18 protein-coding genes are annotated in these 26,525 nt (G+C 69.5%); 13 read left to right on the forward strand and 5 right to left on the reverse strand.

Annotated features, from left to right (window positions below):
- The first annotated feature begins 153 nt into the window (after positions 1-153).
- From OV287_RS01540 to OV287_RS01570, 7 genes are all read left to right on the forward strand, one after another.
- Entirely contained in the window at positions 154-948 is a 795-nt protein-coding gene (locus tag OV287_RS01540) for an ActD-like protein (protein ID WP_267532173.1), read from the forward strand.
- Positions 945-3,257 (forward strand): caspase family protein, encoded by a 2,313-nt coding sequence (locus OV287_RS01545; protein WP_267532174.1) that lies wholly within the window; start codon positions 945-947, stop codon positions 3,255-3,257. The genes OV287_RS01540 and OV287_RS01545 overlap by 4 nt, the downstream gene beginning before the upstream one ends.
- Before the next feature lie 119 nt (positions 3,258-3,376).
- The gene (locus OV287_RS01550) at positions 3,377-4,645 is read left to right on the forward strand and encodes an AAA family ATPase (protein WP_267532175.1); all 1,269 of its coding nucleotides are present in this window, start codon (positions 3,377-3,379) and stop codon (positions 4,643-4,645) included.
- On the forward strand, positions 4,642-5,553 hold the full coding sequence (locus OV287_RS01555; protein WP_267532176.1) for a hypothetical protein: 912 nt from the start codon (positions 4,642-4,644) through the stop codon (positions 5,551-5,553). Before OV287_RS01550 ends, OV287_RS01555 begins: the two co-directional genes overlap by 4 nt.
- Positions 5,554-5,555: 2 nt before the next feature.
- A complete protein-coding gene (locus OV287_RS01560) occupies positions 5,556-6,722 on the forward strand; it encodes a hypothetical protein (RefSeq protein WP_267532177.1) in 1,167 nt (388 codons plus the stop codon).
- Positions 6,723-6,890: 168 nt separating this feature from the next.
- On the forward strand, positions 6,891-7,286 hold the full coding sequence (locus OV287_RS01565) for a hypothetical protein (RefSeq protein WP_267532178.1): 396 nt from the start codon (positions 6,891-6,893) through the stop codon (positions 7,284-7,286).
- A gap of 42 nt (positions 7,287-7,328) precedes the next feature.
- A complete protein-coding gene (locus tag OV287_RS01570) occupies positions 7,329-9,995 on the forward strand; it encodes a family 20 glycosylhydrolase (RefSeq protein ID WP_267532179.1) in 2,667 nt (888 codons plus the stop codon).
- Positions 9,996-10,004: 9 nt separating this feature from the next.
- Here the strand turns inward: OV287_RS01570 and OV287_RS01575 are convergent, their stop codons facing one another.
- Positions 10,005-11,153 carry a DUF3089 domain-containing protein gene (locus OV287_RS01575; RefSeq protein ID WP_267532180.1) on the reverse strand — a complete coding sequence of 383 codons (1,149 nt, stop codon included), beginning with the start codon at positions 11,151-11,153 and terminating at the stop codon, positions 10,005-10,007.
- A 193-nt stretch (positions 11,154-11,346) separates the two neighbouring features.
- On the opposite strand from OV287_RS01575, the gene OV287_RS01580 reads away from it, so the two are divergent.
- The 5 genes from OV287_RS01580 to OV287_RS01600 all read left to right on the forward strand — a co-directional run bounded on the left by OV287_RS01580 (position 11,347) and on the right by OV287_RS01600 (position 18,312).
- Positions 11,347-11,928, forward strand: coding sequence for an RNA polymerase sigma factor (locus tag OV287_RS01580; RefSeq protein WP_267532181.1), 582 nt, complete (start codon positions 11,347-11,349; stop codon positions 11,926-11,928).
- Positions 11,925-12,704 carry an anti-sigma factor family protein gene (locus tag OV287_RS01585; RefSeq protein ID WP_267532182.1) on the forward strand — a complete coding sequence of 260 codons (780 nt, stop codon included), beginning with the start codon at positions 11,925-11,927 and terminating at the stop codon, positions 12,702-12,704. The genes OV287_RS01580 and OV287_RS01585 overlap by 4 nt, the downstream gene beginning before the upstream one ends.
- Positions 12,701-14,281, forward strand: a complete 1,581-nt coding sequence (locus tag OV287_RS01590; RefSeq protein ID WP_267532183.1) for a caspase family protein — start codon at positions 12,701-12,703, stop codon at positions 14,279-14,281. The genes OV287_RS01585 and OV287_RS01590 overlap by 4 nt, the downstream gene beginning before the upstream one ends.
- 40 nt (positions 14,282-14,321) lie before the next feature.
- Entirely contained in the window at positions 14,322-17,264 is a 2,943-nt protein-coding gene (locus OV287_RS01595; RefSeq protein WP_267532184.1) for an Ig-like domain-containing protein, read from the forward strand.
- Between the two features lie 223 nt (positions 17,265-17,487).
- Entirely contained in the window at positions 17,488-18,312 is an 825-nt protein-coding gene (locus OV287_RS01600) for an oxidoreductase (protein ID WP_267532185.1), read from the forward strand.
- 67 nt (positions 18,313-18,379) lie between these two features.
- Here the strand turns inward: OV287_RS01600 and OV287_RS01605 are convergent, their stop codons facing one another.
- Positions 18,380-19,327, reverse strand: coding sequence for a LysR family transcriptional regulator (locus tag OV287_RS01605; protein ID WP_267532186.1), 948 nt, complete (start codon positions 19,325-19,327; stop codon positions 18,380-18,382).
- A 291-nt stretch (positions 19,328-19,618) separates the two neighbouring features.
- Between OV287_RS01605 and OV287_RS01610 the strand changes: the two genes are divergently transcribed.
- Complete coding sequence (locus tag OV287_RS01610) at positions 19,619-19,861, forward strand: hypothetical protein (protein WP_267532187.1); 243 nt, start codon at positions 19,619-19,621, stop codon at positions 19,859-19,861.
- A gap of 118 nt (positions 19,862-19,979) precedes the next feature.
- Here the strand turns inward: OV287_RS01610 and OV287_RS01615 are convergent, their stop codons facing one another.
- Genes OV287_RS01615 through OV287_RS01625 form a run of 3 tightly spaced genes read right to left on the reverse strand, consistent with a single transcriptional unit; the run spans position 19,980 to position 26,439 of the window.
- Complete coding sequence (locus tag OV287_RS01615; protein ID WP_267532188.1) at positions 19,980-21,857, reverse strand: sensor histidine kinase; 1,878 nt, start codon at positions 21,855-21,857, stop codon at positions 19,980-19,982.
- A 10-nt stretch (positions 21,858-21,867) separates the two neighbouring features.
- Positions 21,868-24,180: a hypothetical protein gene (locus tag OV287_RS01620; RefSeq protein ID WP_267532189.1), complete on the reverse strand. Its 2,313-nt coding sequence runs from the start codon at positions 24,178-24,180 to the stop codon at positions 21,868-21,870.
- Positions 24,181-24,195: 15 nt separating this feature from the next.
- Entirely contained in the window at positions 24,196-26,439 is a 2,244-nt protein-coding gene (locus OV287_RS01625; protein WP_267532190.1) for a hypothetical protein, read from the reverse strand.
- Between the last annotated feature and the right edge of the window lie 86 nt (positions 26,440-26,525).

Below are 26,525 nucleotides of genomic sequence, written 5' to 3' on the forward strand. Positions count from 1 at the left end.
TGAGCGTAGGCCCGGGTGCGCCGCCCGTTTTCTCGAAAGTTGGGGGCACAAGGGGACGAGCGCGCGCCCTCGGGAACAAAAAACGCGCGGAATCGAGCACGGAGGTAACAGCGGAATGCGGGCGCGGTGTTCCTCTCCCTGGCAGGAGGCCGCATGCGTTCCCCCACCCGCACCCCCGACTGGCTCCTCGAGAGGATCGCCCTGGGAGAGCTCCCCCCCGAGGAGCTCGCCCGCGCCCGTGCCCACCTCCTGCGGGAGCCGGATGGCGCCGCCCGGCTCGCCGCGCTCGAGGCGGACACCGCCGCCACCCTCGCCCGGCATGTGCCCGCCGAGGTGGCCCGCCATGTGGCCTCCCAGGCCCGCGTCCACCAGGCCCGGCGGGAGCGTCCGGTCCGCCGGTTTCCCGCCATCGCGGCGGCCCTCATGCCGGCGCTCGCGGCCGTGGCCCTCGTCGTCCTCGCGCGGCCCGAGGGGGCCGTCCCGGGGGGGCCGGAGACGCCGGTGGAGGAGACGCGGGTGAAGGGGCTGGAGCCCCGGCTCACCGTCCACCGTCAGCGTGCTGGGGCCGCCGAGGTGCTCGCGGACGGGGCACTCGCGGCCCCTGGGGACGTGGTGCAACTGGCCTACGTGGCCGCGGGCCGGAGCCAGGGCGTCATCCTCTCCGTGGACGGGCGAGGCACCGTCACCCTGCATGCCCCCGAGTCCGGTGCCGGCTCGGTGCCGCTGGCGCCCGCGGGCACCCACCCGCTGCCGGGCGCCTACGCCCTGGACGACGCCCCCGGCTTCGAGCGCTTCTTCCTTATTACCGCCGACGCCCCCTTCACCCTGGAGGAGGTGCTCATCGCCGCTCGCTCGCTTGCTGGCCGTGCCGACGCACGCACCTCGCCGTTGCCCCTGCCTTCGCGGTACACGCAGGCCTCCTTCACGCTGGAGAAGTCCTCGCCATGAGTGCCTCGAGAGTCTTCGCCCTCCTCTGCCTCCTGCTGGCCGCGCCCGCGCTCGCGGAGACGGGCCCGGTGCGGCGGCTGGCGCTGCTCGTCGGCGTCAACGACGGTGGGCCCGAGCGCGTGCGTCTGCGCTATGCGGTGTCTGACGCGCGCTCCTTCGACAAGGTGCTGGGGGAGTTGGGCGGGGTGGCCCCCGGGGACAGGCGCGTGCTGGTGGACGTGGGGAGAGCGGGCCTGCTGGAGGCGCTCGGGGAGCTGCGCGCACGCACCGAGGCGGCCCGGGGCTCGGGGGCCTCTCGCGTGGAGGTGCTCGTCTATTACTCGGGTCACTCGGACGAGGAGGGCCTGCTGCTCAAGGGCGAGCGCCTGGGCTATGGCGAGCTGCGCCGCGCCCTCAACGCCCTGCCCGCGGACGTGCGCATCGCCGTGCTGGATAGCTGCGCCTCGGGGGCCTTTGCCCGCGCCAAGGGCGGCACCCGCCGGCCCGCCTTCCTGGTGGACACGGGCAGCAAGGTGAAGGGCCACGCCATCCTCACCTCCTCCAGCGAGGACGAGGTGTCGCAGGAGTCCGACAGGTTGGGGGCTTCGTACTTCACCCACCACCTCATCTCCGGCCTGCGCGGTGCGGCGGATGCCACTCGGGACGGGCGCGTCACCCTCAACGAGGCCTACCAGTTCGCCTTCCACGAGACGCTGGCCCGCACCGAGAAGACGCGCGGCGGCGCGCAGCACCCCGCGTATGACATCGAGTTGGCGGGCTCGGGGGACCTGGTGATGACGGACCTGCGGGCCACGTCGGCGGGGCTGTACCTCACCGAGGCGCTGGAGGGCCGGCTCTTCGTGCGTGACGAGGCGGGCACGCTGGTGGTGGAGCTGCAGAAGCTGCCGGGCCGGCCCGCGGAGCTGGGATTGGCGCCTGGGCGCTACCAGGTGCGGCGCGAGCTGGAGAGCGGGGCCTCCGAGGCGGCCTTCACGCTGGTAGAGGGGCAGCGCACCCCGCTGGCGCCCGCGAGCTTCCAGGCGATTCCGCTGGAGGCCACCGTGTCACGCGGAGGGCCGGAGGCGGTGGCCGTGGCATCCGCTGCACCCGTGGGGACCGAGGCCCTCGTGGCTCCGGCAGTGGCCACGGTGGCCATGGCGCCGCGCATGCGCGTGCCGGTGTCGCTGAGCTTCATTCCTCCGCTGAGCACCAATGCCTTCCGGGCGCCGGGCCAGCGGGTGGAGAACCAGTTCGCGTTCGGCCTGGTGAATGGGGGCACGGCGGTGCGGGGCGGGGCGCTGTCGCTGGTGGCGAACTGGTACGACGAGGAAGCCCACGGCGTGCTGCTGTCGACGGGCATCAACGTGGTGCGAGGCAACGCGAGCGGGTTGATGGCGTCCCCGGGGGCGAACATCGCGAGCGGTCACGTCGAGGCGTTGCAGATGGCGGCGGGGGTGAACGTGGCGGGCGGGGACGTGCGGGTGGGGCAGATGTCCGCGGGGGCGAACGTGGCGGGGGGCTCGGTGTGGGGCGTGCAGTTCGCCGCGGGCGGCAACGTGACGGGCGGGAGCTTCAGCGGCATCCAGGCAGCCGCGGGCCTCAACGTGGCGCGGGGAGACCTCACGGGCTTCCAGAGCGCGGCGGGTGGGAACGTGACGGGCGGCTCGGTGCGGGGCGTGCAGTGGGCAGCGGGTTTCAACCACGCGGGCAATGTGACGGGCGTGCAGGCGGCACTGCTCAACGTGGGTGGGGATGTCTCGGGCGCGCAGCTGGGGCTCGTCAACGTGGCCCGGGTGGTGACGGGCGTGCAGCTCGGCCTGGTGAATGTCTCCGAGGAGGTGAAGGGCGTGCCCATTGGACTGCTCTCCTTCGAGAAGAAGGGGCAGTTCCACGTGGAGCTGTACGGGAGCGACATCCAGCTCACCAACCTGGCGGTGAAGTTTGGCGGCAAGTACGTGTACACGACGCTGCTGGGGGGCATCGGGCCGGATGACCGGTTGGAGCGCTTCAGCCTTGGTTTGGGGCTGGGGGTCCACCTGCCGCTGGGCGAGCGCATGTGGCTGGACGGGGACGTGGCGGGCAGCTCGGTGCTGCGCGTGAGGGACCCGTTCGGCGGCAGCTCCAACGTGCTGGGCCAGGCACGGCTGATGTTCGGGGTGCAGCTCTTCGAGCGCTTCGCCTTCTTCGGCGGGCCCACCTACAACGTGTACGTCGCCGGGAGCGATCGGGACCGGTACTCGCTCACCACGCTGCCCGCGCGGGAGCAGTGGTTGGACCCGTCCACCTCCGTGCAGTACTGGCCCGGCGTGCAGCTGGGAGTGCGGATTTGAGACGGCTCCCTCGCCCTCTGGGAGATGGTTGGGGTGAGGGTCTTCCCACGGACGTCTTCCGTGGGGGGTCATGAAAGGCGTGGAGTTTCCAGCGTGCTGGTGTGTGGTAGGAGTGCGCTATGACGCCGAGCGCCCTCCACGTGCGCAACTACCGCTCCTTTCCAGGCCCTCAGCAGGTGGAACTGCGCCCGCTAACGTTGTTCTACGGGGGTAACAGCGCAGGAAAGAGCGCCCTGGTGCGCCTGCTGCCCTTGTTGGCGGATTCAGTGGGCTCTGATGTGGAAGGACCCCTCAATCTGTCCAGCCCGGCCGCGCGTGGGAGTACCTTCCGGGACCTGCGCTGGAAGGGACTGACGGAGGATGATCCCACGGCGCTGAGCCTGGCTCTCGAATGGCGAGGAGATGCGTCCCTGTCGCGTGCCGAATTCTCCATGGACCTGGAGCGTAACTGGCAGCGACTCATCCTCACGGGGTTCGAATTTCAGAAAAGCGGGGGTGAACTGCTCTTGTCAGGGCGGTGGCGTTTTCGTGTGGACGAGCAGGCCTCTTCGGCACTCACCTATGAGGTCAAATCTCAGGGGGGAGGCGCTGAACTGCCGGTGCGATTCCGGGGGCTTGTGCCGGAGATTCCCGCGGGCCAATCCGAGCTGGTTTGGGCAATGGCGAGAGAAAGGCTGCTCGGATTGAGACGAGCGGTGCTGTGGTTGAGTTCGCGCCATCTCTCCGAGCGCATTGCCTCGCGCCCCACTGCGCCGCGCTGGACGATGCTTCCTGACGGGAGTGATGTCGGTCCCCTCTTGGCCTCGCAGCCCGAAGTCCGGGAGGAGGTGTCGAACTGGTGCGAGAAGTACCTGAAGCGCTCCGTTGAGATCGATGAGGTACCGCCAGCCCACTTCCGCTTGGCGCTACGGCATGTCCGGCGTGCTGCACTCGATATCGACCTGCTCGACGCAGGAGAGGGCGTGCTCAAGGTCCTTCCTGTTCTGACCGCCATCGCCTTGAGTGGGCGCTCGGCACCTGATGCGCCGCGTATCCTAGCCATCGAGGAGCCGGAGTCGCACCTGCATCCCACGCTGCAGAAAGCTCTGGCCGAATACATCGCGACCACCGTGAGCAGCCGCCGGGAACTGCCCTGCATTGTCATGGAAACGCACTCGCAGCACATCTTGCTCGGCATGCAGATCGCAGTGGCCAGGGGGCAGCTCCAGCCCGAGCAGGTGCAGGTCTATTGGGTTCATCAGGACGAGGATGGGCGGAGCGTGGCCGAGCCGGTCAGTCTCGATGTGGACGGACGCCTCCGAGGCAACTGGCCACCCGATGTGTACACCGAGGTTAATGACATGGCTGACGAGTTGCTGCTCGCGCGTCAGGAGCGACGCCGGTCGTGATCGTGACCATCGATGATGCCGTCTTCGCCACGCAGGTCGATCCCCTCTTGCTGCTCTCACTCATCCGCTATGGTTTTGAGGGGCGGCACATTGTGGTGACCTCGCCGCCATTCAAACGAGGTGGCAAAAATCGCGTCAACACGTGGCTCGCAGAACGTGATGAATTCGTGCGCGATGCGGTCATCGCTGCCTTTGACCGAAGCCGACGCGCCTTGTCCAACTCTGCCTCCCTTGTGGACGTCCGGGTGGCGGATCGGAAGCAATCCCACTGGGAAAGCTCGCCGCCGTTATTGACGCCCGAAGACGCAGCGCTTCTGCTCGCATTGCCATTGTGGCTGGTGTTCGAGAACCGGCTCACGGACAAGCACTTCCTGCTATGCGTGGCGTCTGAGCCACGACGAACCGCTCTCAAGAATGCCTTGCTCAAGGGATGGCTCCGAGCCGAGCACGGAGGGGGGCTGGGGGACATGGGTAGGTACATCGCTGGTCTGCGGGAAGATCCTGCCGAACGGCTGCGCACTTGGGTGATGTTCGACAGCGATGCGGCTTCTCCAGGGCAGCCTTCTAGTCAATCCGAGGCACTCAAGATGAAGTGCGTGGGAGCATCCGTGCCACATCATCAACTTCAGCGCCGGAGCATCGAGAACTATCTTCCGGCCCGGGCGCTCTGGCATTGGGCGGGTTCCTTTCGTGGCTTTGCCAGCACCGACCGACAACGTCTCGTCCGGCAGTTCGAGGCCATGTCGCCGGAGCAGAGGTATCATCTCGACATGAAGGAAACTTTCGACGAGCACATCGCGGAACTCTTCCAGGAAGAAGCCTTCAGAATCGACCCGGAATGGCTCCGCCAGGATGACCAAGGCCCCGAGGTTGATAACCTTCTACAGGGTCTCTTCGGACGGATGTGAGCATGATCAGCCGAGGTGCCCAGCAGCAGATTTCCACGGAACGCCTGCCCTCTCTCCTACGTGAGGTGTATGAGGGGCGGGTGCTGTTACCCATGACTGAACCGGGCTCATGGGACGACCAGCGGCGGCTCAAGCTGTTCGAGTCTATCTATCGCGGTCTTCCCATAGGCAGCCTCACGATCTGGCGCACGACGGCGCATCTCGACCATCAGCGGAGCATCGGACGCGTAACGCTTCAGGAGCGTGTGGGCGGCACGTCGGGTGAGCGTTTGCGCATGTACCTGGTGGATGGCGCTGGACGCGTGGCAACGCTTTTCGAGGAATTGGGCGCATCTTTCTGGAGCGGTGACAGGTCGAGTTTGCGCCGTCCGCTCGCTTTAGCACGTGGCTCGTTTGTCGTCTTCGACTTGGAGACGCGAACATTCCGCATGCGCCAGGAGGGCACGTCTCTTCGGGTAACGGAGATAATGCTGGCGGGTCTCTTCGACGCGGAGGCGCAACATGCGTTTTCGGCTCAGCTTCGGGTCTTACCAGATGGGGATAAGCTGGCGAACCGGTTGGTGCATCTCGTGGATGCGTTCTTCGACTTCAGCCTGCCTGTCATCACGGTGGCATCAGATGACATGGACAGCCTCCGGCTGTTTCTGTCCTCCCTAGGTAGACAAGTCCCTGTTTCACTTTCGGCGGGTTTGGAGACGACTTGGTGGTGGTGCGATACGTGTGGCCAACGGATCGAACATCCTAGGGATGGTCTGCTGGAGGGACTCTTCAACCAGGAGGAAGGTCGGCCGATGGGTCGATGGCTGAGGCTCGTGCATGCCCGCGGAGCCAGCTCGCTTCCATCTGGGTGTCAGTCTGATGCTCGCCAAGTGCTCGAACGTGATGGGTTGATCGTCGAGTCTTTGGGTTTGGACACGTTTCTTGGTATCGATGGTTCGACGAACCTGTTCGCGCTGCTCGCTTCTGACGTCTATCCTAAAGAGCAGGTCCTCGAGATATACAAACGCCTGCACACTCCCGGATACGAGCGAGCCCGCAATTACTTTGGCGAAGCGATACGGCAAGGCGTCTTCAAACCGAGGCTGGGCACAGTGGTCCCGGGTTTCTACGCGCAGGAAGAGATCGCGGCGACACTCGAGTGGGTTGACGGAAAAGGGCGAAACCCCTGAGCAGGCTGCATCACTCGTGGGCGAGTCTCAAGAAGAAGAGAGAGGACTGGTATCCCACGCGGAGCTGCGCTGCGCGACGAAGTGGACAGTCTGACGCGCCGCGCCAGCGGCGCCGGGAGTGCACGGCGAGCCGCTGTGGCGCAGTGCCGTTTGAGGTAATCCTCGGGCATGCGCATCTGCACGCTGCTCGGACTGCTGGGGGGGTTGTTCCTCGTCGGTTGGCTGGCCCTGGCCATCTCCCTCTGGCGCAAGGAGAGGGAGGCCAGCCGCCGCCACAAGGAGCAGTTGCGCCTGCTCGGCACCGAGGAGCTTCTGTCTCGGGCACGTAACTGGGGTCCGATGAACCGTCACGCGGACCTGCCCGCCGTGGTGGAGTTCCGTTCCCTGCTGGAGCAGCACCACTACGAGGAGATGCTCGAGGGATGGCGCGCTCTCACCTCGTCCCTGTTCGCTCTGGAGGAGCACGTCTCTTCGGCCGGCCCCCAGCTCTACGACAGTGATTCCTTCCGCGTGCTGCGGGACTACGTGGAGGTCCTCCACGAGCGCCAGCAGCGCGGCGAATAAACTCGGGCTCCGATGATGAACCGACTCCTGTGGTGGCCCCTCGTGGCCGTCCTGTCTTTGTCGTGCCGGGGTTCCCAGCCGAAGCCGTCGTCTGACGAAGCGCCCCAGGCCCGGACCTCGCTCTCCCTCCACTGGCAACCCGTGGACAACCTCGTGGGACGCGGGAGGTTCTTCCACTCCACGCTGACGCTCGAGAACCAAGGGCCCGAGGTCTTGGGGGACCATGGATGGAAGCTCTACTTCAGCTTCTCCCGCCGCTTCCTGAAGGACGGCGAGGGCAATCTCGCCAGGGTCCAGGAACTCGAGAAGCAGGGCATCCGGATCTCGAAGGCGGACCGGGCCGGGAGTGGCGACTACCACGTGCTCGAGCCCCTCGCGGGCTTCCAGCCTCTGCTCCCGGGAGAACGGCGCACCTTCCACCTGCTGGCCAACTGGCAGGCCATCCTGAAGACAGACGCGCCCGCCGGGTTCCATGTCGTGTTCTCCGGTGAGTCCTCTCAGAGGGCCATCGCCGTGCCGCTGACCGTCGGGTTCGACGTCTCCGACCCGAAGCAGACCACGCGCTTCGGTGGCGACGTGCTGCCGGTTCCGACGCCCGAGCTGCGCTACGCCGAGAACCCGGCCTTCCAGCCCCTGGACCTCGCGGCCCGGCTTCTGCCGGCTCCCCGGCGGGTGAAGGAGGGCTCGGGACGGGTGACGCTTCGGGGCAACGTCACCATCGTGCATGTGCCGGCCCTGACGGGTGAGGCGGCCTATCTGGCCTCGGCGCTGCGGGACGTACTGGCCGCATCCATCACCACGGCTCGCATGGATGAGGGGGATGCGCGGATCTCCCTGGGCCTCGATGCCACCCTCGACATCGACGGAGATGGCGCGCGAGACGCGGAGGGCTACACCCTCGAGGTGAAGGACGGACGGGTGCGCATCATCGGCGCGGATGCGGCGGGCGTGTTCTACGGCATCCAGACGTTGCGTCAGCTCGTGCCCACGGAGGCGCATGCCTCGGCGGTATGGCCCGGAGGTCGCCACACGGAGGTCTCCCTGCCGGAGGTGTTCATCTCCGATGCGCCCGGGTTCGCCTGGCGCGGCATGCACCTGGACGTGGCGCGTCACTTCCAGTCCAAGGAGACGATCAAGAAGCTGCTCGACGTGCTGGCACACTTCAAGATCAACACCTTCCACTTCCACCTGACCGATGACGAGGGCTGGCGGCTGGAAGTCCCAGGCATCCCGGAGCTCACGCAGTATGGCGCGCGCCGTGGCTTCGCCCCGGCCGAGGCCGGAATGCTCCACATGGCGTGGGGGTCCGGAGAGGGCATCGAGGGCGGAGGTCCCATCCGCCGAGAGGGCTCACCGGCCTGGCAGGGCTTCGAGCCGGAGCTGCTCAACTTCGCCGGACAGGGGAGCGGGTTCTACACGGCCAGGGACTTCGAGGAGATCCTCGCCTACGCCACTGAGCGGCACATCAACGTGATTCCGGAGATCGACGTCCCCGGACACGCCCGTGCCGCTGTTCGGGCCATGGAGTATCGCCATCGCACGCTTCAGGACTCGGACCCCGAGGGGGCCTCTGTGTACCGCCTGGCGGATCCGGAGGACACGTCCCAGCACCTGAGCGTCCAGGGCTACACGGACAACTTCCTCAATCCCTGTCTGGAGAGCACGTATGTCTTCCTGGACAAGGTCGTCCGGGAGCTGAAGGCGCGCTACGACGCGGTGCCGGGCGCCAGGCTCGTGGCCATCCACGGTGGAGGTGACGAGCTGCCCTCACTGAGCTCCAACGTGTGGTGGCAGGGCTCCCCTCAGTGCAAGCGCAACCCCGCCACTCGGGACCTGTCCGATGTCCAGCTCTACAACCACTTCCTCACTCGCTGGCATCGCATCATCACCTCGACCGGCGCGCGGATGACGGGCTGGGATGACGTGCTCCACCATGGCCTGTCGCTCGAAGGCTTCATCCCCATGCCGTGGAGCAACGTGTGGGGCTGGGGCCGCGAGGGCGATGCCTATACCTATGCCAACCAGGGCTATCCCGTCGTCCTCGCCCACGCGACGAACCTCTACCTGGACATGGCGAACCACAAGGACCCCGACGAGCCGGGTGCCGTCTGGGCCCAGTTCATCGACGACAGGCGGGTGTTCGAGTACCGGCCCTTCGATGTATTCGCCAACGCCACCGAGGACAGCTTGGGCAGGCCCCTCGCGCCATCCAAGTGGAAGGACAAGGAGCGCCTGTCGGCCTCCGGGAAGAAGAACGTCCTGGGGATGCAGGGCCTGCTCTGGGGGGAGAACGTCAAGACGCCCCAGGTGCTCGAGTATCTCGCCTTCCCGAGGATGCTCGGCGTGGCCGAGCGCGCCTGGAACCCCGAGCTTCCGCCCGTGAGCGAGCTGCCCGCGCTCTGGGGCCGCTACACCAACAGCCTGGGCCAGTACGTGCTGCCTCGGCTAGGCGTCTATCGGGCGGTGGATGTGCGTGGTGAGCTTCCGGAGCGCCTGGGTGTCAATTACCGCATCCCCCTGCCCGGTGCTCGACGGGTCGAGGGGCGCCTGGATGCGAACGTGCTCTTCCCCGGACTTGCTCTCGAGTACTCGACCGATGCGGGAGCGACGTGGTCCGTGTACTCGGGACCTGTCCAGGTGTCGGGCAGGGTGCTCCTCAGAACCCGCGCGAGCGATGGCCGGTACAGCCGCACCACCGCGCTGGAGTGAACTCACGCGCTACGGGTCACTTCGTGTGTTCGCTGCGGCGTCCATGCGCAGGAAGGCCGCCACCCGCTCGGACGCATTGCGGCGGATGTTCATGTAGAAGAGCTGGTACTCCACGGGGTGGTGGTTGCCCTTGCCCATCGCGCGGTCGAGCAGCCGGCTCATGAAGTCGCGCGGCAGCTCTCCGCCGAGGACGACCTCCAGCTTCCCCTCCTTGCATTGCGCACCGGTGAGTCCTGGCATCACCTGGGGCGGGGTTGCTTCGAGGAACACGGCTCCTTCGTTTCGTTCCCGCGGGGCCGCCTCCGTGTCGTGCCGCCAGGTCAGGGGATTCACGCAGAGGGTGGGCCCCACCGCGGAGCCCGTGTCCGCCACGATATCCCGCCGCACCTGGATTCGCTCCGTGTAGCCAGCACTGCGTGCGTTCCAACTGATGAGACAGCCGGTCTGCTCCGGCGAGTCGCAGAAGGGAATGTCCGGAAGGGTCTGCCGGAGGTTTCCCTCAGACATCGGCATCCCGATGAGATACGCGGCGACGAGTTGGTTCCGGACCGGAGTCCCGCTCACGGCTTCTCGGAGGAGGCGTCTGGCCATCACGGTCCCCTGGCTGTGTGCCGCGAGGATGAAGGGCCGTCCGTGATTGTACTTCTCCCGCCAGTAGCGGAACGCCGCGGCGACGTCCTGGTAGGCGAAGTCCACCGCTGCCAGGCCGTCCTTCCCCTGACTGGTGAAGGCGGTCATGTTCGCCTGCCGGTAGCGAGGCGCGTAGATGGCGCAACAGGCGTTGAAGGCGCTCGCTTGAATGAGCGTCGCCACCCGGTCGGTCGCCGTGTTGAGGGCGGCGTCATCGATGGGCCCATTCCACTCGCCACCGATATACGTGGTGGGGTGGATGTAGAAGACGTCGACGGGTGCCTGGGATTGGTCGACGCCCGGGCTCGACGGCGGCACCGTGTCCGCGAGATCTCTGAGCTCGGGAAGCGCGCTCCAGGCGGAGGGCTGGGTGTAGTCGGGCGGAGTAGGGGGGCGCGCCTCGCTGAACGGAGTCCTGGGGGTGACCGACCACAGGTAGATGGACCCGAGGTTCATCACCAGCAGCACACCCAGCAGGATGCACGCCGAGAGCGTGGCGACGATGACGCGCCGGAGCTTGTTCCGCATCGTGGGACGATAGAAAGGCACTCTCCGGGTGTCAAAGGACGCGCTTGCCGGCTTGCCCTCCCGCCCAGGCCCCCGTCTTTCCTGAGCGTGGCGGGATGCGCTAGACACCGCGCCGCCAAAAAAACTTTCGTCCACCGGGCGGGCCCGCGGCGTTGTGGGCTGTAGAGTGATTTCTGCATTCCGCCCCAGTCCGATGCGTCCGACCGCGCTCGCTCCCGACGACTCGCCGCCCGACTGGCTCGCCCGCTTCCACGCGGGAGAGCCCGCGCTGCTCGGCGAGTGCTACCGGGCTCACTTCGACGCGGTGTCGCGCGCGGTGGGCTCGGTGCTGACCGGGGCGGATCGCGAGACGGTGGTACACGACGTCTTCCTGCGCCTCGTGTCGCAACCGTCCATGCGCTCGGGGTTCCAGGGGGGCTCGCTGGAGGCGTGGCTGTGCGTGGTGGCGCGGAGGCAGGCGCTCGACTTCGCCCGCTCGCGCGCCCGCGAGAGCGCCGTGGTGGAGCGCTTCGCGGATGAGACGAGCGGGGCGTTCAGTGGGCCGGACGCGGAGCGGCTCGAGCGCCGGCTCGAGGCTCAGCGGCAGGTGGAGCGCTTCCGCAAAGAGCGGCTGCCCGCCAAATGGGCGCCGGTGTTCGAGGCTATCTTCCTGCGCGGCCTGAGTCAGCGCGAGGCCGCTGCCGAGCTCGGCCTGAGCCGCACCACGCTCGCCTACCAGGAGCTGCGCGTGCGGCACCTGCTCAAGAAGTTCTTCCTGGCTCCGGAGGGCCCATGAGCTCCGCCACTCCCTGTGACTCGACGCGCCTGGTGGACGCGCATTTCGGCCGCCGAGGCCTGCCCCCGCGACGCGAGCGCGCGCTGCGCGAGCACCTGCCCGGGTGTGCCACCTGCCGCGCCCGCTATGAGCGGCACCTGCTGCTCGCCGAGGTGGACCGCTCCATCCCCGACACCCGGGAGCGACTCGCGCGCGGACTCGGGCTCGCCGCCGCGCCGCGCGCCCGCACCTGGCCCGTGCAACTCGGCCTCGCGTTCGCGCTGGGTCTCTGCGCGCTGGTGCTCGTGCCGCGGCTGGGTGCTTCGCCTACGGTTGATGAGGGCTTCACCCCACGTGGCGGCACCGAGGCCCACGGCCCGGTCGTCGGGCCGCCGCCCGCGCTCGAGGTGTACCGGGTACGCGACGGCAAGGCCGAGCCCACCAACGGGAGCATGCGCGCCGACGACGAGCTCGCCTTCGCCTACCGCAATCCGGACGGGCTGCCCTTCCTCATGGTCTTCGCCACCGATATGGCCGGCCAGGTGTACTGGTACTACCCGAGCTGGACGGACCCGGACACCTCGCCCACCTCGGTGCTCACGCAGCAGAGCGAGCACCCCCTCGAGCTGCCCGACGCCATCCGCCACCCGCTGCCTCCGGGGAAGTTCAGCCTCCACGCGCTCTTCACCCACGCTCCCCTCTCCGTCCACGAGGTGGAAGCGCGGCTCGCCCGGCGGGAACCGCTCGTCGGCGAGGGCGAACACATTACCCACCTTCCCCTCCTGGTCCAGCCGTGACGCGCTCGCTTGCCCTCGCCCTTGTCCTGGCGGCTGCCCTCGCCCGCGCGCAGCAGCCTCCGTCCCCGCCCGCAGAGGGCGAGGCCCCGCGCGTGGCCAGCTTCGCGCTCATCCTCGGTGTCAACCGCAGCTACGACCGCGCCCAGAAGCCCCTGCGCTTCGCGGACGACGATGCCGCGCGCTACCTGGACCTGTTCCGCCTGTTGGGTGCTCGCACCTATCTGCTCGCGCGTCTCGACGACAACACGCGAAGGCTGCACCCGCAGGCGGCGGCCGAGGCACTCGAGCCCACGTTGCCCTCCCTGCGTGCCCAGGTGCGTCAGCTCGCGCAGGACATTGCTCAGGCGCGCGCGCGGGGCGTTGCCGCCGAGCTGTACGTGGTCTACGCGGGCCACGGCGCGCTGCGCGACGGGGCGGGCACGGTGAGTCTGGAGGACGGGCCGCTGACCGGCACCGAGCTCGCGCGCGAGGTGGTGGAGCCCGTGGGAGCCAGCCGGGTGCACCTCATCGTGGACGCGTGTGACTCGTACTACCTGGCCTACGGCCGCGGCCCTGGTGGGGAGCGCCGGGCCCTCAGCGGCTTCGCCGTGGCGCCGGGCCTGGCTGGTGCAGCCAACGTGGGGTTGCTGCTGTCCACCTCGTCCGCGCGCGAGAGCCACGAGTGGGAGGGTGTTCAGGCCGGCATCTTCCACCACGAGGTGCGCTCGGCGCTGATGGGGGCGGCGGACGCGGACCGCGATGGGCGCGTGTCCTACCGTGAGGTGGCCGCGTTCGTGGCGCAGGCCAATGCAGCCATCCCCAATGAGCGCTTCCGCCCGCAGGTCCACGCGCGGCCGCCCGCGGGCGGTGATGTGCTGCTCGACCTGCGGCCGGGCCTCGGCCGCCGGCTCGAGGTGGAAGGCGCGCTCGGCGGCCACTACCAGCTCGAGGACGGCAACGGCGTGCGGCTCGCCGAGTTCCACTCTGCTCCTGGCCAGCCGGTGCACCTGATACGGCCGGGTCCCACCGACACCCATTTCCTGCGGCGCGTGGGCGAGCACGAGCAGGAGTACCGGCTGCCGGCGGGGGACGGCGTGGTGGTGCTCGCCGCGCTCGAGCCACGACCCCCGCAGGTCGCCTGGCGCGGCGCCGCGCACGAGGCCTTCACCCGCCTGTTCACGCTGCCCTTCGGCCCGGACGAGGTGGCGCGCATGACGCTGCCGCCCGCGCCCAGGGTGCCGAGCGCGCCGTCCCCGGCCAGCCCCGCTGTGACCGGCTCGGACGCCCGCTTCGAGGGCGGCGTGGTGGCGCTCGTGGTGGGGGGCATCGCGTTCGCGGGGGTGGTGGGCACCTCGGTGCACGCGCAAGGGCTCGCCGACAAGCTCCCGCCCACCGCCTCCCAGTCGATGGTGGCCGAGCAGAACGCGCGCATTCGCACCGCCAATACCGCCATGATGGTGCTCGGCGGCGTGGGGCTGGGGGCGAGCGTCCTCGGCGGGGTGCTGCTCCTGTGGTCGGGCGCGCCTGCCACCACCCCGGTGCCCACCGTCACCGTGGGCCCCGGCGCGGGCGCCCTTTCTCTCTCCGGGCAATGGTGAGTTCGTCCACCGTCACGTCGAGCGGCGTTTCTCTCTCGACATGACCCGAAACCACTTCCGACCCCTGCTATGGCTGGCGCTGTGCGCCACCCTCGCGACAACCGCCGCCGGCTGTGCCAGTGAGCTGACCGAGGGCAACCGGCCCTGCCCCTGCGCCGAGGGCTGGACCTGCTGCGCCAACAAGTGCGTGCCCGAGGGCCAGCTCTGCTCCAAGCCCAACACTCCAGAGGAGCCTCCTCCGGAGGAGGAGCCGCCTCCTCCTCCGCGCGACACCACGGCGCCGGCCGCGCCGCAGTGGACCGAGCCGCAGACCGGGTTGCTCACGCGCCAGCAGGTCACGACCGTCAAGGGCACGGCCGAGGCGAACGCGTTCGTATCGTTGTACCTCAACGCCAGCTGCGGCGGCGCCGCGACGACGACGACCTTCGCGGACGCCGAGGGGCGCTTCGAGCTGATCGTCACCGTTACGGCCAACGCGCGCACCTCCCTCAGCGCGAAGGCGCGCGACGCGGCGGGCAACACCTCGCCCTGCACCACGCCGGCGCTCACGGTGGACCACGACGACATGGGCCCGGTGGTGTCGACCTTGAAGTCGGATGGCGCTCTCATCGGGAAGGCCACGTCCGTCCCGCTCCGGGGAACCACCGAAGCGGCGGCCCGCGTGAGCCTCTTCGCGGGGACGCAATGTGAGGGCACGCCCGTCGCGGAGCAGACCGCGAGCGCGGCCGGCGACTTCAGCTTCGTCGCCGAGACCCTGGCCAACCAGACCTCCCGTTGGACCGTGCGCGCCACCGACGCGGCCGGCAACGAGGGCGCATGCTTCTGGGATGTGGTGAGCTACACGCACGACGACATGGCGCCCGCCGCCCCCGTGGTGACCTCCACGCTGCCCGCTTCGGGGACGAGCCTGTCGTTGAGCTTTAGCGGCACGACGGAGCCCGGCACCACCGTGAGGCTGTGGCTGAACGCCACGTGCTCCGGCGACCCGTCGAGAAGCAGCGTCGTGCCAGCGCCGGGAAGCTGGGCATTCTCCGTCTGGGCGACGCGCAACGCCACCACCCAGGCCTCGGTCCTCGCGGAGGACTCCGCGCACAATCTCTCGGAGTGCGTGTCGCTCGGCAGCTACGCCCACGATGACCTGCCGCCCGCCGTCCCCTCGCAGCTCGCCACCTCGCCCGCCTCGCCCAACAATGTGACCCGCGCTCCAGAGCTGACGGGCCTCACCGAGCCGGATGCGCGCGTGTTCGTTCAGGGCAGTGAGTGCGGCACGGGCAATGGCCAGACGCTCGGCGAGACGCAGGCGGGCGAGGACGGGACTTTCCGCCTCGCGCTCACGCTGCCCGCTGACTCGTGCACCCTGCTCGTGCGCGCGCGCGACGCGCTCGGCAACACGAGTGGGAACGCCTCGCTGCGCTACGTGTACGACGCCACCCCGCCCCCGCAGCCTGAGCGGCTACGGCTCGCGGCCCCCTCACCCTCGGCGGTCGAGACCCGGGTGACGGTGTTCGGCACTGCTCCGCTCGACGCGCGCGTGCAGGTCTTCTCCGAGGAGGGGTGCCAGGGGCCCGTGCGAGCCGAGGTCATCGCGGTGCGCGGTCCCACCGCCGCCGACCCCAACTGGTTCGAGGCGCCGCTGGAGGCCACGGTCGAGGCTACGACGCGCTACTCCGCACGCACGGTGGACGGCGTGGGCAACGTGTCCGGCTGCGTGGCCGTGACGGGTGCCTTCGAGCACGCGTCGGGTGCTCCCGGCTGGCGGGCCCGCGAGGCGCTGTCGTTCGGCCCGCGGCACCTCGCGCACGACGAGCAGGGATTCACCTTCGCGCTCGACTATCAGGGCACGACCGACAGCTCGTACGCACCCTTGCGCGTGAAGGTGGCGCGGCGCGCGAGCGCTGGGGATGGCACGTCCTGGGGCACGCCGCGCGAGCTCACCTCGGGGGCCGCGTATGGTGGCGTGCCGCGGCTCGCGGTGAACGCACGTGGCGACGCCGTCGTGCTGTGGGCGGAGGGCTACGGGGTGGATCCGGTGAAGCTGGTCCGCTTCGACTCGCGGACGGGCGCATGGTCCGATCCGCTCGCATTCACCGTGCTTGGCACTCCCACCGGTCAGGTGGCCGTGGCGCTCGACGCGGGCGGGGACGTGACGGCGTGTTGGGTCAGCCAGCACTCGGATGGCGCGCGCCTGTGGTGCGCGCGTGTGCCGGCGGCCGGCCCCGTGGAGGCGTCGGAGATCCTCGTGAAGGTGGCCTCGACCACCCGGCTCGAAGGGGCGCTCACAGCCGGGGGACAGGTGCTCCTGGTGTGGAGCGATGACCTGGGCAACGACCGGCGCCGCTACTCCGCGTGGACCTTCGTGCCGGGCGCGGGTTGGGGGGCCATTTCGGACCCCGCGCGGGGAGAGACGGGCGCGTTGCAGATGGGGGCGACGCGCCACGGGGGCGGCTGGGTCGCCTACAGCGGTGTGTCCGGGACCTTCCTGCGCCGGTTCGACCCGGCCGCTGGGGGTCTGCAGGAAGCGGAGCTGGTGGCGCCGCGCGAGTTCGAGAAGGTGAGCGTCCTGCTCGAGCCCGAGGGTGACACCGTGATGGGTGGCGCCGGATGGGGGAACACCTTCGTGTGGGTGGGACACCGGGCGCCCGGCGGCGCCTGGACGTCGAGCACCGTGACCGTTCCGACGGTGTTCGGCTCCTACAGCGTGCAGCTGACCACGGCCGCCCCGGGCGAGGCCTGGCTGTTCTGGGATGGCCGCTATGGCCCCACCTCCCAGGGCTTCGAGACCAGCTACTGGCGCGCGGGCATCTGGGCGCAGCGCTTCCGCGCGGGAAGCGGCTGGGGCGATGTGCGTTTGCTCGAGGTGGACCCGAGCTCGTACGTGCAGTTGATGGACGCCGACGGTCAGCCCAACGGCCTCGTCACCCTCACCTGGGTACACGTCAACTCCAGCGGCGAGTATCCCAGCGCCCTGCGCATCTTCCGCTGACGCAAGGGTGGATGGGGGGGCCATCGTGGGCTTGACGTATCTCCAGGTCCCCGGAAGGAGCTCTCTCCACCAGTGATGAGGTCCACGGACCTCGTGGGAATTGATGAGCTGAGTTCATCAGCTCGGTGAATACTCACGAGATTCCCTCAGCAGTAAGTCGCCGCTACTTTCTCTATCGCCAGCCCGACGAACCGTCCGGCGGCGTTCTGGAAAGGAATGCATCATGCGCGTTTGGTTCATTACGGGAGCGTCTCGTGGTTTTGGTGCCCTGATTGCAGCCGAGGCCCTGGCGGCGGGTGACGCCGTCGTGGCGACTGCCCGCGAGCCGAAGAGCATCGTGGCGAAGTTCGGGGAGCACCCGCGTCTTCTCGCCGTCAGGCTGGACGTCACTCAGGAGGAGCAGGCTCGGGCCGCCGCGGAGGAGGCGATCAAGCGCTTCGGCCGCATCGACATCCTGGTCAACAACGCCGGCTACGGCCTGCTCGGCGCGGTGGAGGAGGCCAGTGCCAAGGATGTCGAGCGCGTGTTCTCCACCAATGTCTTCGGGCTCCTGACCGTCACCCGGGCGGTGCTGCCGCACATGCGGAGCCAGCGCTCGGGGCGAGTGATCAACATCTCCTCGCTCGGCGGCTACGGGGCCTACCCGGGCTGGGGCGTCTATTGCGCCACCAAGTTCGCGGTGGAGGGCCTCACGGAAGCCCTGGCCGCCGAGCTGGCGCCCCTCGGCATCCATGCGACCGTCGTGGAGCCCGGCTTCTTTCGTACCGATTTCCTCGACGGGCAGTCCCTCTCCGTGGCCGAGCCGATCGCTGACTATGCCTCGACTGCTGGTGCGACGCGCACGCGTGCCGCGGAGCTGAACCACGCGCAGCCGGGCGATCCCGCCAGGTTGGCCAAGGCCATTCTCGCGCTGGCGGACACCCACCGGCCGCCCCTGCGTCTGCCCCTGGGCAGCGATACGCTCGCGAGGATCGAGGCCAAGCATCGGAGCGTCGACGCGGAGGTGGCTGCCTGGCGCGAGCTCGCGCTCTCCACTGACGGGGTTTGATGCGCGGTCACTTTCGCATCCGCCTCGACCGCGGCCCTCACCTCGGAGCCGGGCTTGGGCGAATGGCTCACTTCGCTCTTCCGCGTTCCCCCGGGCTTCGAGCCGGGCGGCGGGTCGCCTCGTTCTTCGCCGGGGCCTTCGCGAAATCAATGAAGGCCCGGAGCGCGGCCGGGAGCTGGCGACGGCTGGGGTAGTAGAGGAAGAAGCCGGGGTACGCGGGGCACCAGTCCTCGAGGACCCTCACCAGCTGGCCCTGCTCGAGCAGAGGTTCCACCAGTCCCTCGAAGACATAGGCCAGGCCGAGGCCCGCCAGCGCCGCATCGATCATGAGGCCCTGCTCCGTGAGGGTCAGGGGACCGTCGACTTCGATCAACACCTCCTTGCCGTCGCGCTCGAGCTCCCAGCGATAGAGGACTCCGCTGAGGAATCTGTAGCGGATGCAGGGCAGGTCGCGCAGCTCGTGCGGCGTCTTGGGCACGGCGTGCCGCTCGAAGTACTCCGGTGAGCCCACGATGGCGGACCGTTGAGGGGGGCCTATTGGAACAGCGAGCATGTCGGCGGCGATGCTCTCGCCGAAGCGCACCCCTGCGTCGAATCCCTCGGCCACGATGTCGCTCAGAGCGTCGTCCACTCGCACCTCGACGCGCACGTCCGGATAGGCTCGCAGGAACCGGTGGACGATGGGCATGAGCGCCAGTTGGGCCGACTGCCGGGCGGCGTTGATGCGCAAGGTGCCCATGGGCTGGCCGCGAAAGGCATTCAGGTCCTCGAGCGCATCGCTGATGTCGCGAAACGCGGGGCGGATGCGCGCGTAGAGCCGCTCGCCGGCTTCGGTCAGGGCGACGCTTCGCGTGGTGCGATTGACCAGCCGCACGCCCAGCCGCTCCTCGATGTTGTGCAGCGCGTGGCTGAGCGCGGAGGGCGACACGCCGAGCTCCACCGCGGCCCGGCGGAAGCTGCGATGGGTCGCGATCGCCAGGAAGGGCGAGAGGGCAGCGGGATCGATTCGCTTCATCGCCGAGATGAATTCATCGGCCCGGCGAGAACTCAAGCGCCTGGCTTGGCACCAAACCTCCGTGGGCGTCTCTCTGATGAGAGAGGCGTCGCCGAAGTGGACGCACCCGGGCAGGCGGTTCCCTGCGCGGTGTCCCTGGCCCGCCGCGTGCTTTTGCCAGCGGCGCTCGCCATGTCTGGACCTCATGACCTCTTTGTCCGCTACCTCTTCCAGGTCGGGCACAGGACCGTCCGCACGGCAATGGGGGGAGTGCTACGTTCCGTCATGGAGACACACCGAGCGGAGGAACTGATGCGAACCTATGGCGAGGAACTCATCGCGCGCGGAATCAAGAGGGGGCTGAAACAGGGACTGGAGCAGGGTCGGGCACAGGGGCAGGCGGAGGGCGTGCTTCGGATTCTCGCCGCGCGTGGCATCCTCGTTGACGAACAGGTCCGGCAGCGCATGCTGACGTGCACGGATATGGCCATCCTCGACCGCTGGTTCGATCGCGCCCTGACGGCTACCACCCTCTCCGAGGTGCTGGGGACCTGACACAGTAGGGTCCACACGGGCTCGAGCCGATATCCGTGACACCCTCACCCCGTCCCTCTCCCGGTGGGCGAGGGGAAATCCGCTCACGGGCTGTCGAGGAATGGTGTGGGCGGCTCGTTTAGAGCAGGGCTCCCTGGGCGGGCGCCGCGGGCAGCACAAGTGTCACGGTGGTGCCCACTCCCTCGTCACTGTGCAGGGTGATGGTGCCTCCGTGCTCCTCGATGACGCGGTGGCACACCGCCAGCGACAGGCCCTTCCCCGTCCACTGCTGCTTGGTGGTGAAGAAGGGGTTGAAGATGCGCTCCAGGTGCTCGCGCGCAATGCCTCGGCCTGTGTCCCTCAGCTCCACCCGCACCAGTTGCTCGCTGACCACGTGGGTGGCCACGGTGAGGCTGCGCTCCGGCCTGTCCTTCATGGCGTTGAGCGCGTTGGCCAACAGCCGGCCAAAGACGTCGCCCAGCGCCTGCGTGTCGCCGAGCACCTTCACCTCGCCCGGGTGGAAGCGGCAGTCCACCTGGACTCCCGCCTGGGACAGCTCCCCGCCACGTGACTCCAGCACCCGGTTCAGCACCCGGTGCAGGTCCAAGGGCAGCCGTCCCAATTGCTGACGCTCGGAGAGCAATTGCAGCTCGCGAACGATGCTGGCGATGCGCTGGGCCTGCTGGTGCACGATGCTCAGCATCCGGCGCGAGGGGTCGTCCTGCGGCAGCTCCATCAGCATCAGCTGCACGTTGCCCAGCACAGCCGCCAGCGGGTTGTTCATCTCGTGCGCCATGCCCGCCGCCAGGTCTCCCATGGCCGCCAGGCGCTGACTGCGCGAGAGCTGCACCTGCGTCTGTTGCAGCTCTCGGGTGCGCTCCTCGACCTGCGAGGCCAGTTGCTCGTTGAAGCCCAACAGCTCTCGGTGGGCCTGCTCCAGCGCGTACCCCATGTCATTGAAGGCGCGCGCTAGGTCTCCCAGCTCGTCCCGGCGCTTGAGGGAGAGGCGGTGCGAGAGGTGTCCCCGCGCCAGCTCGCGCGCTCCATCGGCCAGCCGGGCAATGGGGCGGGCCAGCGCTCGGGCCAGCACCGGCGCCAGTGCCAGCACTCCCACCAGCGTCAGGCCCAACACTCCGAAAGTGCTCCTCGCCAGCGCATGCAGCGGCGCAAGCGCGGCCTCTCTCGGACGGGCCACCACCGCCACCCAGCCCAGCTCCGGCACCGGACTGAAGGCCGCCAGCCACGCGCGCCCGTCTTCCTCGTACTCCGCCAGCCCCGTCTGCTTCGCGCCCGGCGCTCCCGGCAGCTTCCCGGAGAAGTCCTCCTGGCGGCGCTCGTGCTCCAGCTCTCCGTTCAGCAGCAGCCGGCCCGCTCCGTCCAGCAGGAAGACACGCTCATGCCCAGCACGCCTCTCGCCCAGTCGTTGGGAGAGCGCTTCCAGTCCCAGCTCGGCGGCGAGCCCTCCGGCCCGTGCTCCCGGTGCTCGTGCCGCTACCACCACTGCGGGTCGGCGGCGCACGGTGGTGAGGTACGGCGCGGAGACGGCCCAGCCTCGGTCCTCGGGCACTTGGGCGAGCTGCTCCGCCGCCCGCCGCTGGAAGTCCTCCACCTCCCTGGCGGCGACGGTGTCGTGGCGGCGGAACTGTGGCTCCTGCCGAGCGAAGGCCTCCGGGTCATCCACGAAGACAGAGGCTGTGAGCTGGCCCTCCGCGTTGAAGAGGCCCACCTGGGCGATGCGGTCGCGCCGCAGGAAAACCCGGGTGAGGAGCTCCTGGGCCTCCGAGGGGCCGAGCGCGAGCGGCTCCTGGTGCAGCAACGCGCCGCCCAGCTCCGTGGCCAGCGAGAGGACGTGGGTGGCGGCATGCTCGGCCTCGGCGAGCGCGGTGCGACGGTGCTGCTCGGCCACCGCCTCCGAGAGGGCCCGCTCCGCGTCGCGCCAGGCCAACAGGCCCACCGCCAGGGTGGGCACCGCTGCGGTGGCGATGAGCAGCAGCAGCAGCCGGGAGCGGATTCTCATGGGCGTGGGCTCATTGTCCCTTGGGGCAGCTCAGCTGCAGGTTGAGGCACACGTTTCCCCGCTTGCCCGAGTCCGTGGTGTTGGTGGCGGTGAGCTCCAGGCAGGAATGCGGCTCGCGGCCGGCCACCTCGCCCAGGCTGACGTTGGGGATGGTGAGGGTGCCGCCGGAGAAGGAGGACGTGACGCTCGGGCTGATGGTCCCGAAGGGGGCGAGCGAGAGCTGTGCCTGGCCCGAGTAGGAGGGCACGGCGTTGTTCCAGGCATCGACCGCGTGCAGGGTGAGCTTCCACCGGTCCGAGGCGGTGAGGCACGGAGGCGCTTGGAGCTGGAAGCGGGCGAGCGGGCCGGGACTCACCGGGAAGGTGCCGGGCTGTTGTCCCTTGGCGGTGCCGGACATGACGCTCAGCCGCGTGCTGGAGACGGCCTGCAACACGGTGACCTCCACGTCGGCCTGTCCCTGGAAGCCGGTGAAGCTGGCGGGAGAGTAGAGGTGGGCATGAATGCCCTCGGCGTCGATCCCCAGGTCGTGCACCTCCCGGGTGGTGTTTCCGTAGGTGTCCACCGCGCGGATGCGCACCCGGAAGGGGACCCCCGCCGTCTGCGTGCCCGCGGTGTCCTCCACCACGAAGCGCTGCGTGGTGCCGGGCAGCACGGCGAAGCCTCCGGTGGTGGTTCGCAGCGCTCCCTGCGTTGTCTCCACCAGGCTGATGCGCGTCTCCTCCACCGCGGCGGTGAGCGTCACCGGGAGGGTGATGGAGCCCGTGAAGGTTCCGCTGGTGGTGGGGCTCAGCGCGCCATCGGGAACGCCGGAGGCGGAGAGCGTCACGGACAGCGGTGTCTCCGCGCGGTTGCCGAAGCGGTCGAGCGCCTCGAGCACGAGGATGAGGGGCGTGCCGGCCCGCTGGGGCCCCTCCACGTTGGACACCGCCAGGCGCGTGGGGGGACCCGCGTGGACGGTCAGCTCCGGCGAGGCGCCGCGCACTCCGGGTGCATGCGGGTCCGCCGCCACCACCGACATTGTCTGCACCCGGGAGAGCTCGGCGTTGAAGGCAGTCATTCCTACCTCCAGCTCGACGCTTTCGGGCGAGAAGTCCGGGTCGGGCGGGAAGGTGCTCAGCAGCACCGGGCCGTTGTACGGCGTGGGGTTGTTCCAGGCGTCGAGCGACCGGAGGGTGAATCGCTCGGGGACGCCCGCCTGCAGGGGGCCGGTGCCGGTGCGTTGCACCTCGAAGCGCTGGGTGGGGCCGGGCTGCACCTCGAGGCTGATGTTGTGGGGCTTGAGCACGCCGTAGGTGTCGCGGTTGAAGGCGCTGGCCGACAGCCACACCTCCGGCGCGCTGCGCGTGTCCCTATAAAGGAGGTTCAGGCGGCCCTGCGAGCCCTGGAGGACGAGGGAGAGGTCAGGGTGGTAGGGGTCGGCCTCGGTGACAGCCAGCCCGCCCGCGGGAGATTGCGTGCGCAGCGAGAGCTGGATGCCGGTGGCGGGCAGCGAGGCCGGGCCGCCGCTGGAGTCCAGCACGTCCACGGTGAGGGCCACGGGCTCTCCAGCCACCAGGGGCGAGGAGGGCACACGGGTGAAGCGCACCTCGGTGGGCGGGCCCAACCGTCCCACGGCCACCGTCTGGGCGATGGCGTCCAGGTTGTCGCTGCTGGACTCCAGCGTGTGATAGCCGGGCGTGGAGTCCTGGTACAGGACGTCCGCTCCCGACTCCCCCGGGGCGAGCGTCACTTCCAGCTCGCGCTGGGCCTCCTCCTCCGGTTGGCCGAGCCGGACGAAGCGGCCCGTCTGCGAGTCACTGGTGAGGCTCAACACGCGGGGCGTGGAAGTGGGGGCGGGCTGGCCCTCGGGGTCCCTCAGCTCGATGCGGATGGGCTCCGTCCACTCGCTGGGCCGGGCCGAGCGCATCGAGGTGACGAAGACAAGCCGGTGCACACCGCGATCAATGACCTCGAAGGCGCCAGGCAGGGTGGAGGACCGGCCCTGGGCATCGGTGACGGTGACGTCATGGCGGCCAGGGGGCAGGGTGGCTGGGGCGGTGGCCTCCAGGGTGTCGCGGGACAGGAAGCGCACGGAATAGGCGAGCTCGGAGCCCAGGCGCACCTCGAAGCGGTTCTCCAGCGAGGGTGGAGCGTCCGAGCCCAGGTCCACCGCGATGTCCGGGGTGAAGGCGCCGCTGAGCCGCAGGCGCTCGGGAGCGCCGAACGTTACGCGCTCCGGGGACACCGCCTCGAGGCGCGGGGTGTCCTGGCGGGTGCCGCACGACAGCGTCCAGGCCAGCAGCAGGGCCAGCGTGAGGGGGAGCATGCGGGTACGCAGGTGCATCCGGGCCTCCTTTTGTCAGAGTGCGAGGCGGTAGCCGAGCGAGCTGGAGAGCCCGCCGATGGGGCCTAGGAAGGTTCCATCCTCGGGGAGTCGGGCGAGGCCGTAGCGCCCCTGCAGCATCAGCTCTCCGGGGCCGAGCGGGTATGCCACCCCGAGCCGCACGTGTCCGCCGAACGCAGGGGCGACCTGGCGCTGCCCGCCCGGGTCCAGACTGAGGCGCCAGTCGATGCGGACGAGGTGCGCGTCGAGCCCAGCGCCGACGTAGCCCACCAGGCGGCCAGTGAGGGGCAGGAGCCAGCGCGCGCCAGCGGACACGGTGGTGGTGAGGGCCTGGCCCGTCAGGTCGAAGGGCTCATGTGCAGCGCTCTCGCCGCGCAGCGAGAAGCGTCCCCAGGCCACCTGCACGGAGGCGCTGGCGGAGAGCCGCTCGCCCAGGGCATAGGGGCGGAGGTCGCCCTCCAGCTCCAGCGAGGGCTGCACCAACCGGCCGAAGTTGCTCTGCGCGCCGAGTCGCAGGGTGAGGCCTCGGGGCATGCGTGAGGCGAGGGTGAGGGCGGCATCCCCTCGGGCCTCACCCGCGGCGGCGAGTACGGTGGCCACGCCGCCCTCGCACCGGGAGGGGGCATAGAAGCGGGTGACGAACTCTCCGCCACCGAGCGCCGCCACGCGCTCGAAGCGCCCGTACTCGGCCTGGGTGCCCGCGGCGCGCAGGGTGATGGGCACGCCATCCAGCGGGTTGCCATGCAGGTCCTCGACGAGGAGGTGCACCTGGGTGCTGTCCCTGCCATCGCAGAGCACCTCGCGCTCCTCGGTGCGCACGCGCAGCCGGGCGGGCTCTCCAGGGACGAGCCGCAGGGAGCCGCTGGCGCTCTGGTCCTCCCACCGGACCTGGACGAGCGCCTCGCCCGCCTTGCGGACGGACAGCAACTCAGCGGTGGCGCGGCCCTCGAGCGTCTTCACGGAGGCGGGGAGCTGGCCGAGCGTGGTGGAGAGGTGGAGCTCCGTGCCGTCCGGAACCAGGAGCCCCTTCGCGTCGCGGGCGGACATCTTGAGGTGGAGCCGGGAGACGCCATCCGCTGGCATCTCCTGCGCGGTGATTTCCAGGGTGAGGCGCGGAAGAGGCGTCACCTTCAGGGGGAACGTGGCCGGGGGCGCACCGTCGATTCTCGCGACGAGCTGCTCCTCGCCTCCGCCCGGGGGTCCCTGGTAGCGCGCGAGGTAGGTTCCATCCCCCGTGTCCTGGAGCGGCCCCAGCTCTCCGAGCGTGGCCTGGAGGCGGACGGGCTGACCGGGCAGCGCGCGTCCCCGCTCGTCGCGGACGCTCAGGTGGAGCGTCACTCCTGAGGCCTCATTTCCCAGCCCCTCGACTTCCAGGTGGAAGGTGGGCTTCACCCCGGCTTGCAACTCCACGCGGACGGAGGTGGGCTCGCCGTGGCCAGCCTGGGCGGTGAGCACCGCCTCGCCCGATGCGGCTCGGGGTGGGGGAACGAGCGTGCCCATGTGGACACCCGGAGCGACGCGCTGGGACTCGAAGCTGCCGCTGGTCCGCGAGAAGGTGGGCGCTATCTCCAGTGGCTCTCCCCGGCTGTCGATGCCGAAGGACCACACGCGCACGCCGCGCTCGCCGTCGGCCTGGAGGGAGGGCTCCGCTGCGAGCAGGAGCACCGTGGGCCTGGAAGACACGGGGAGGGGCAGCGACCGTTGCTGGGCGGGCTGGCCGGGTGAGGTGACCAGGACGGTGGCCTGCGCGAGGGTGGGGGTGAGCAGGACGGGCACTTCTGCCTGGCCGGTGGCGTTGGCGCGCACGGGGCCGTAGAGGGCCTCACCGATGCGGACCTCCACGCGGCTCAGGGGAGGCAGCCCGGAGAGCGGCAACACCTGGCGCCGCTGCACCTCGAGCACCACGCTGGCGTAGGCCCCCGAGGAGGGGGACACGGCGGCGCAGAGAATGGGCGCGAGGGTGTCGGCGCGGGGCAGGACGAAGGTGGCCTGGAGCGTGTCCGGGGCGGAGCGCCGGGCTGGCAGGAGGCGGCCCGTGCTGCACGCGAGGCGCACGTCCGGGGGAAGCCCGGGAGCGGAGACGGTGAGGGTGGAGCGGGTGTCTCGTCCGGAGAGGAGCTGGCGCGGCGAGGCCTCCAGGCGCAACGCGGGAGCCGCGCGGGCGGTGCTGGCACCCAGCAGGCTCAACAGGACGAGTGGCGCGAGGCTCCATCCGGCCCCGCGCCAGCTCTGGGGTGTAACAGCCACTCGCCCCGTCATCCCGGAAGCGCCCCCTGCTCATGAAAGGAGAGAGAGGGAAGGATACTCCTTCCGGGTGGACGTGGGGCGTGAGGCCGGGGCGAGTG

The organism is Archangium lansingense (assembly GCF_026626635.1).
Lineage (GTDB): Bacteria > Myxococcota > Myxococcia > Myxococcales > Myxococcaceae > Archangium > Archangium lansingense.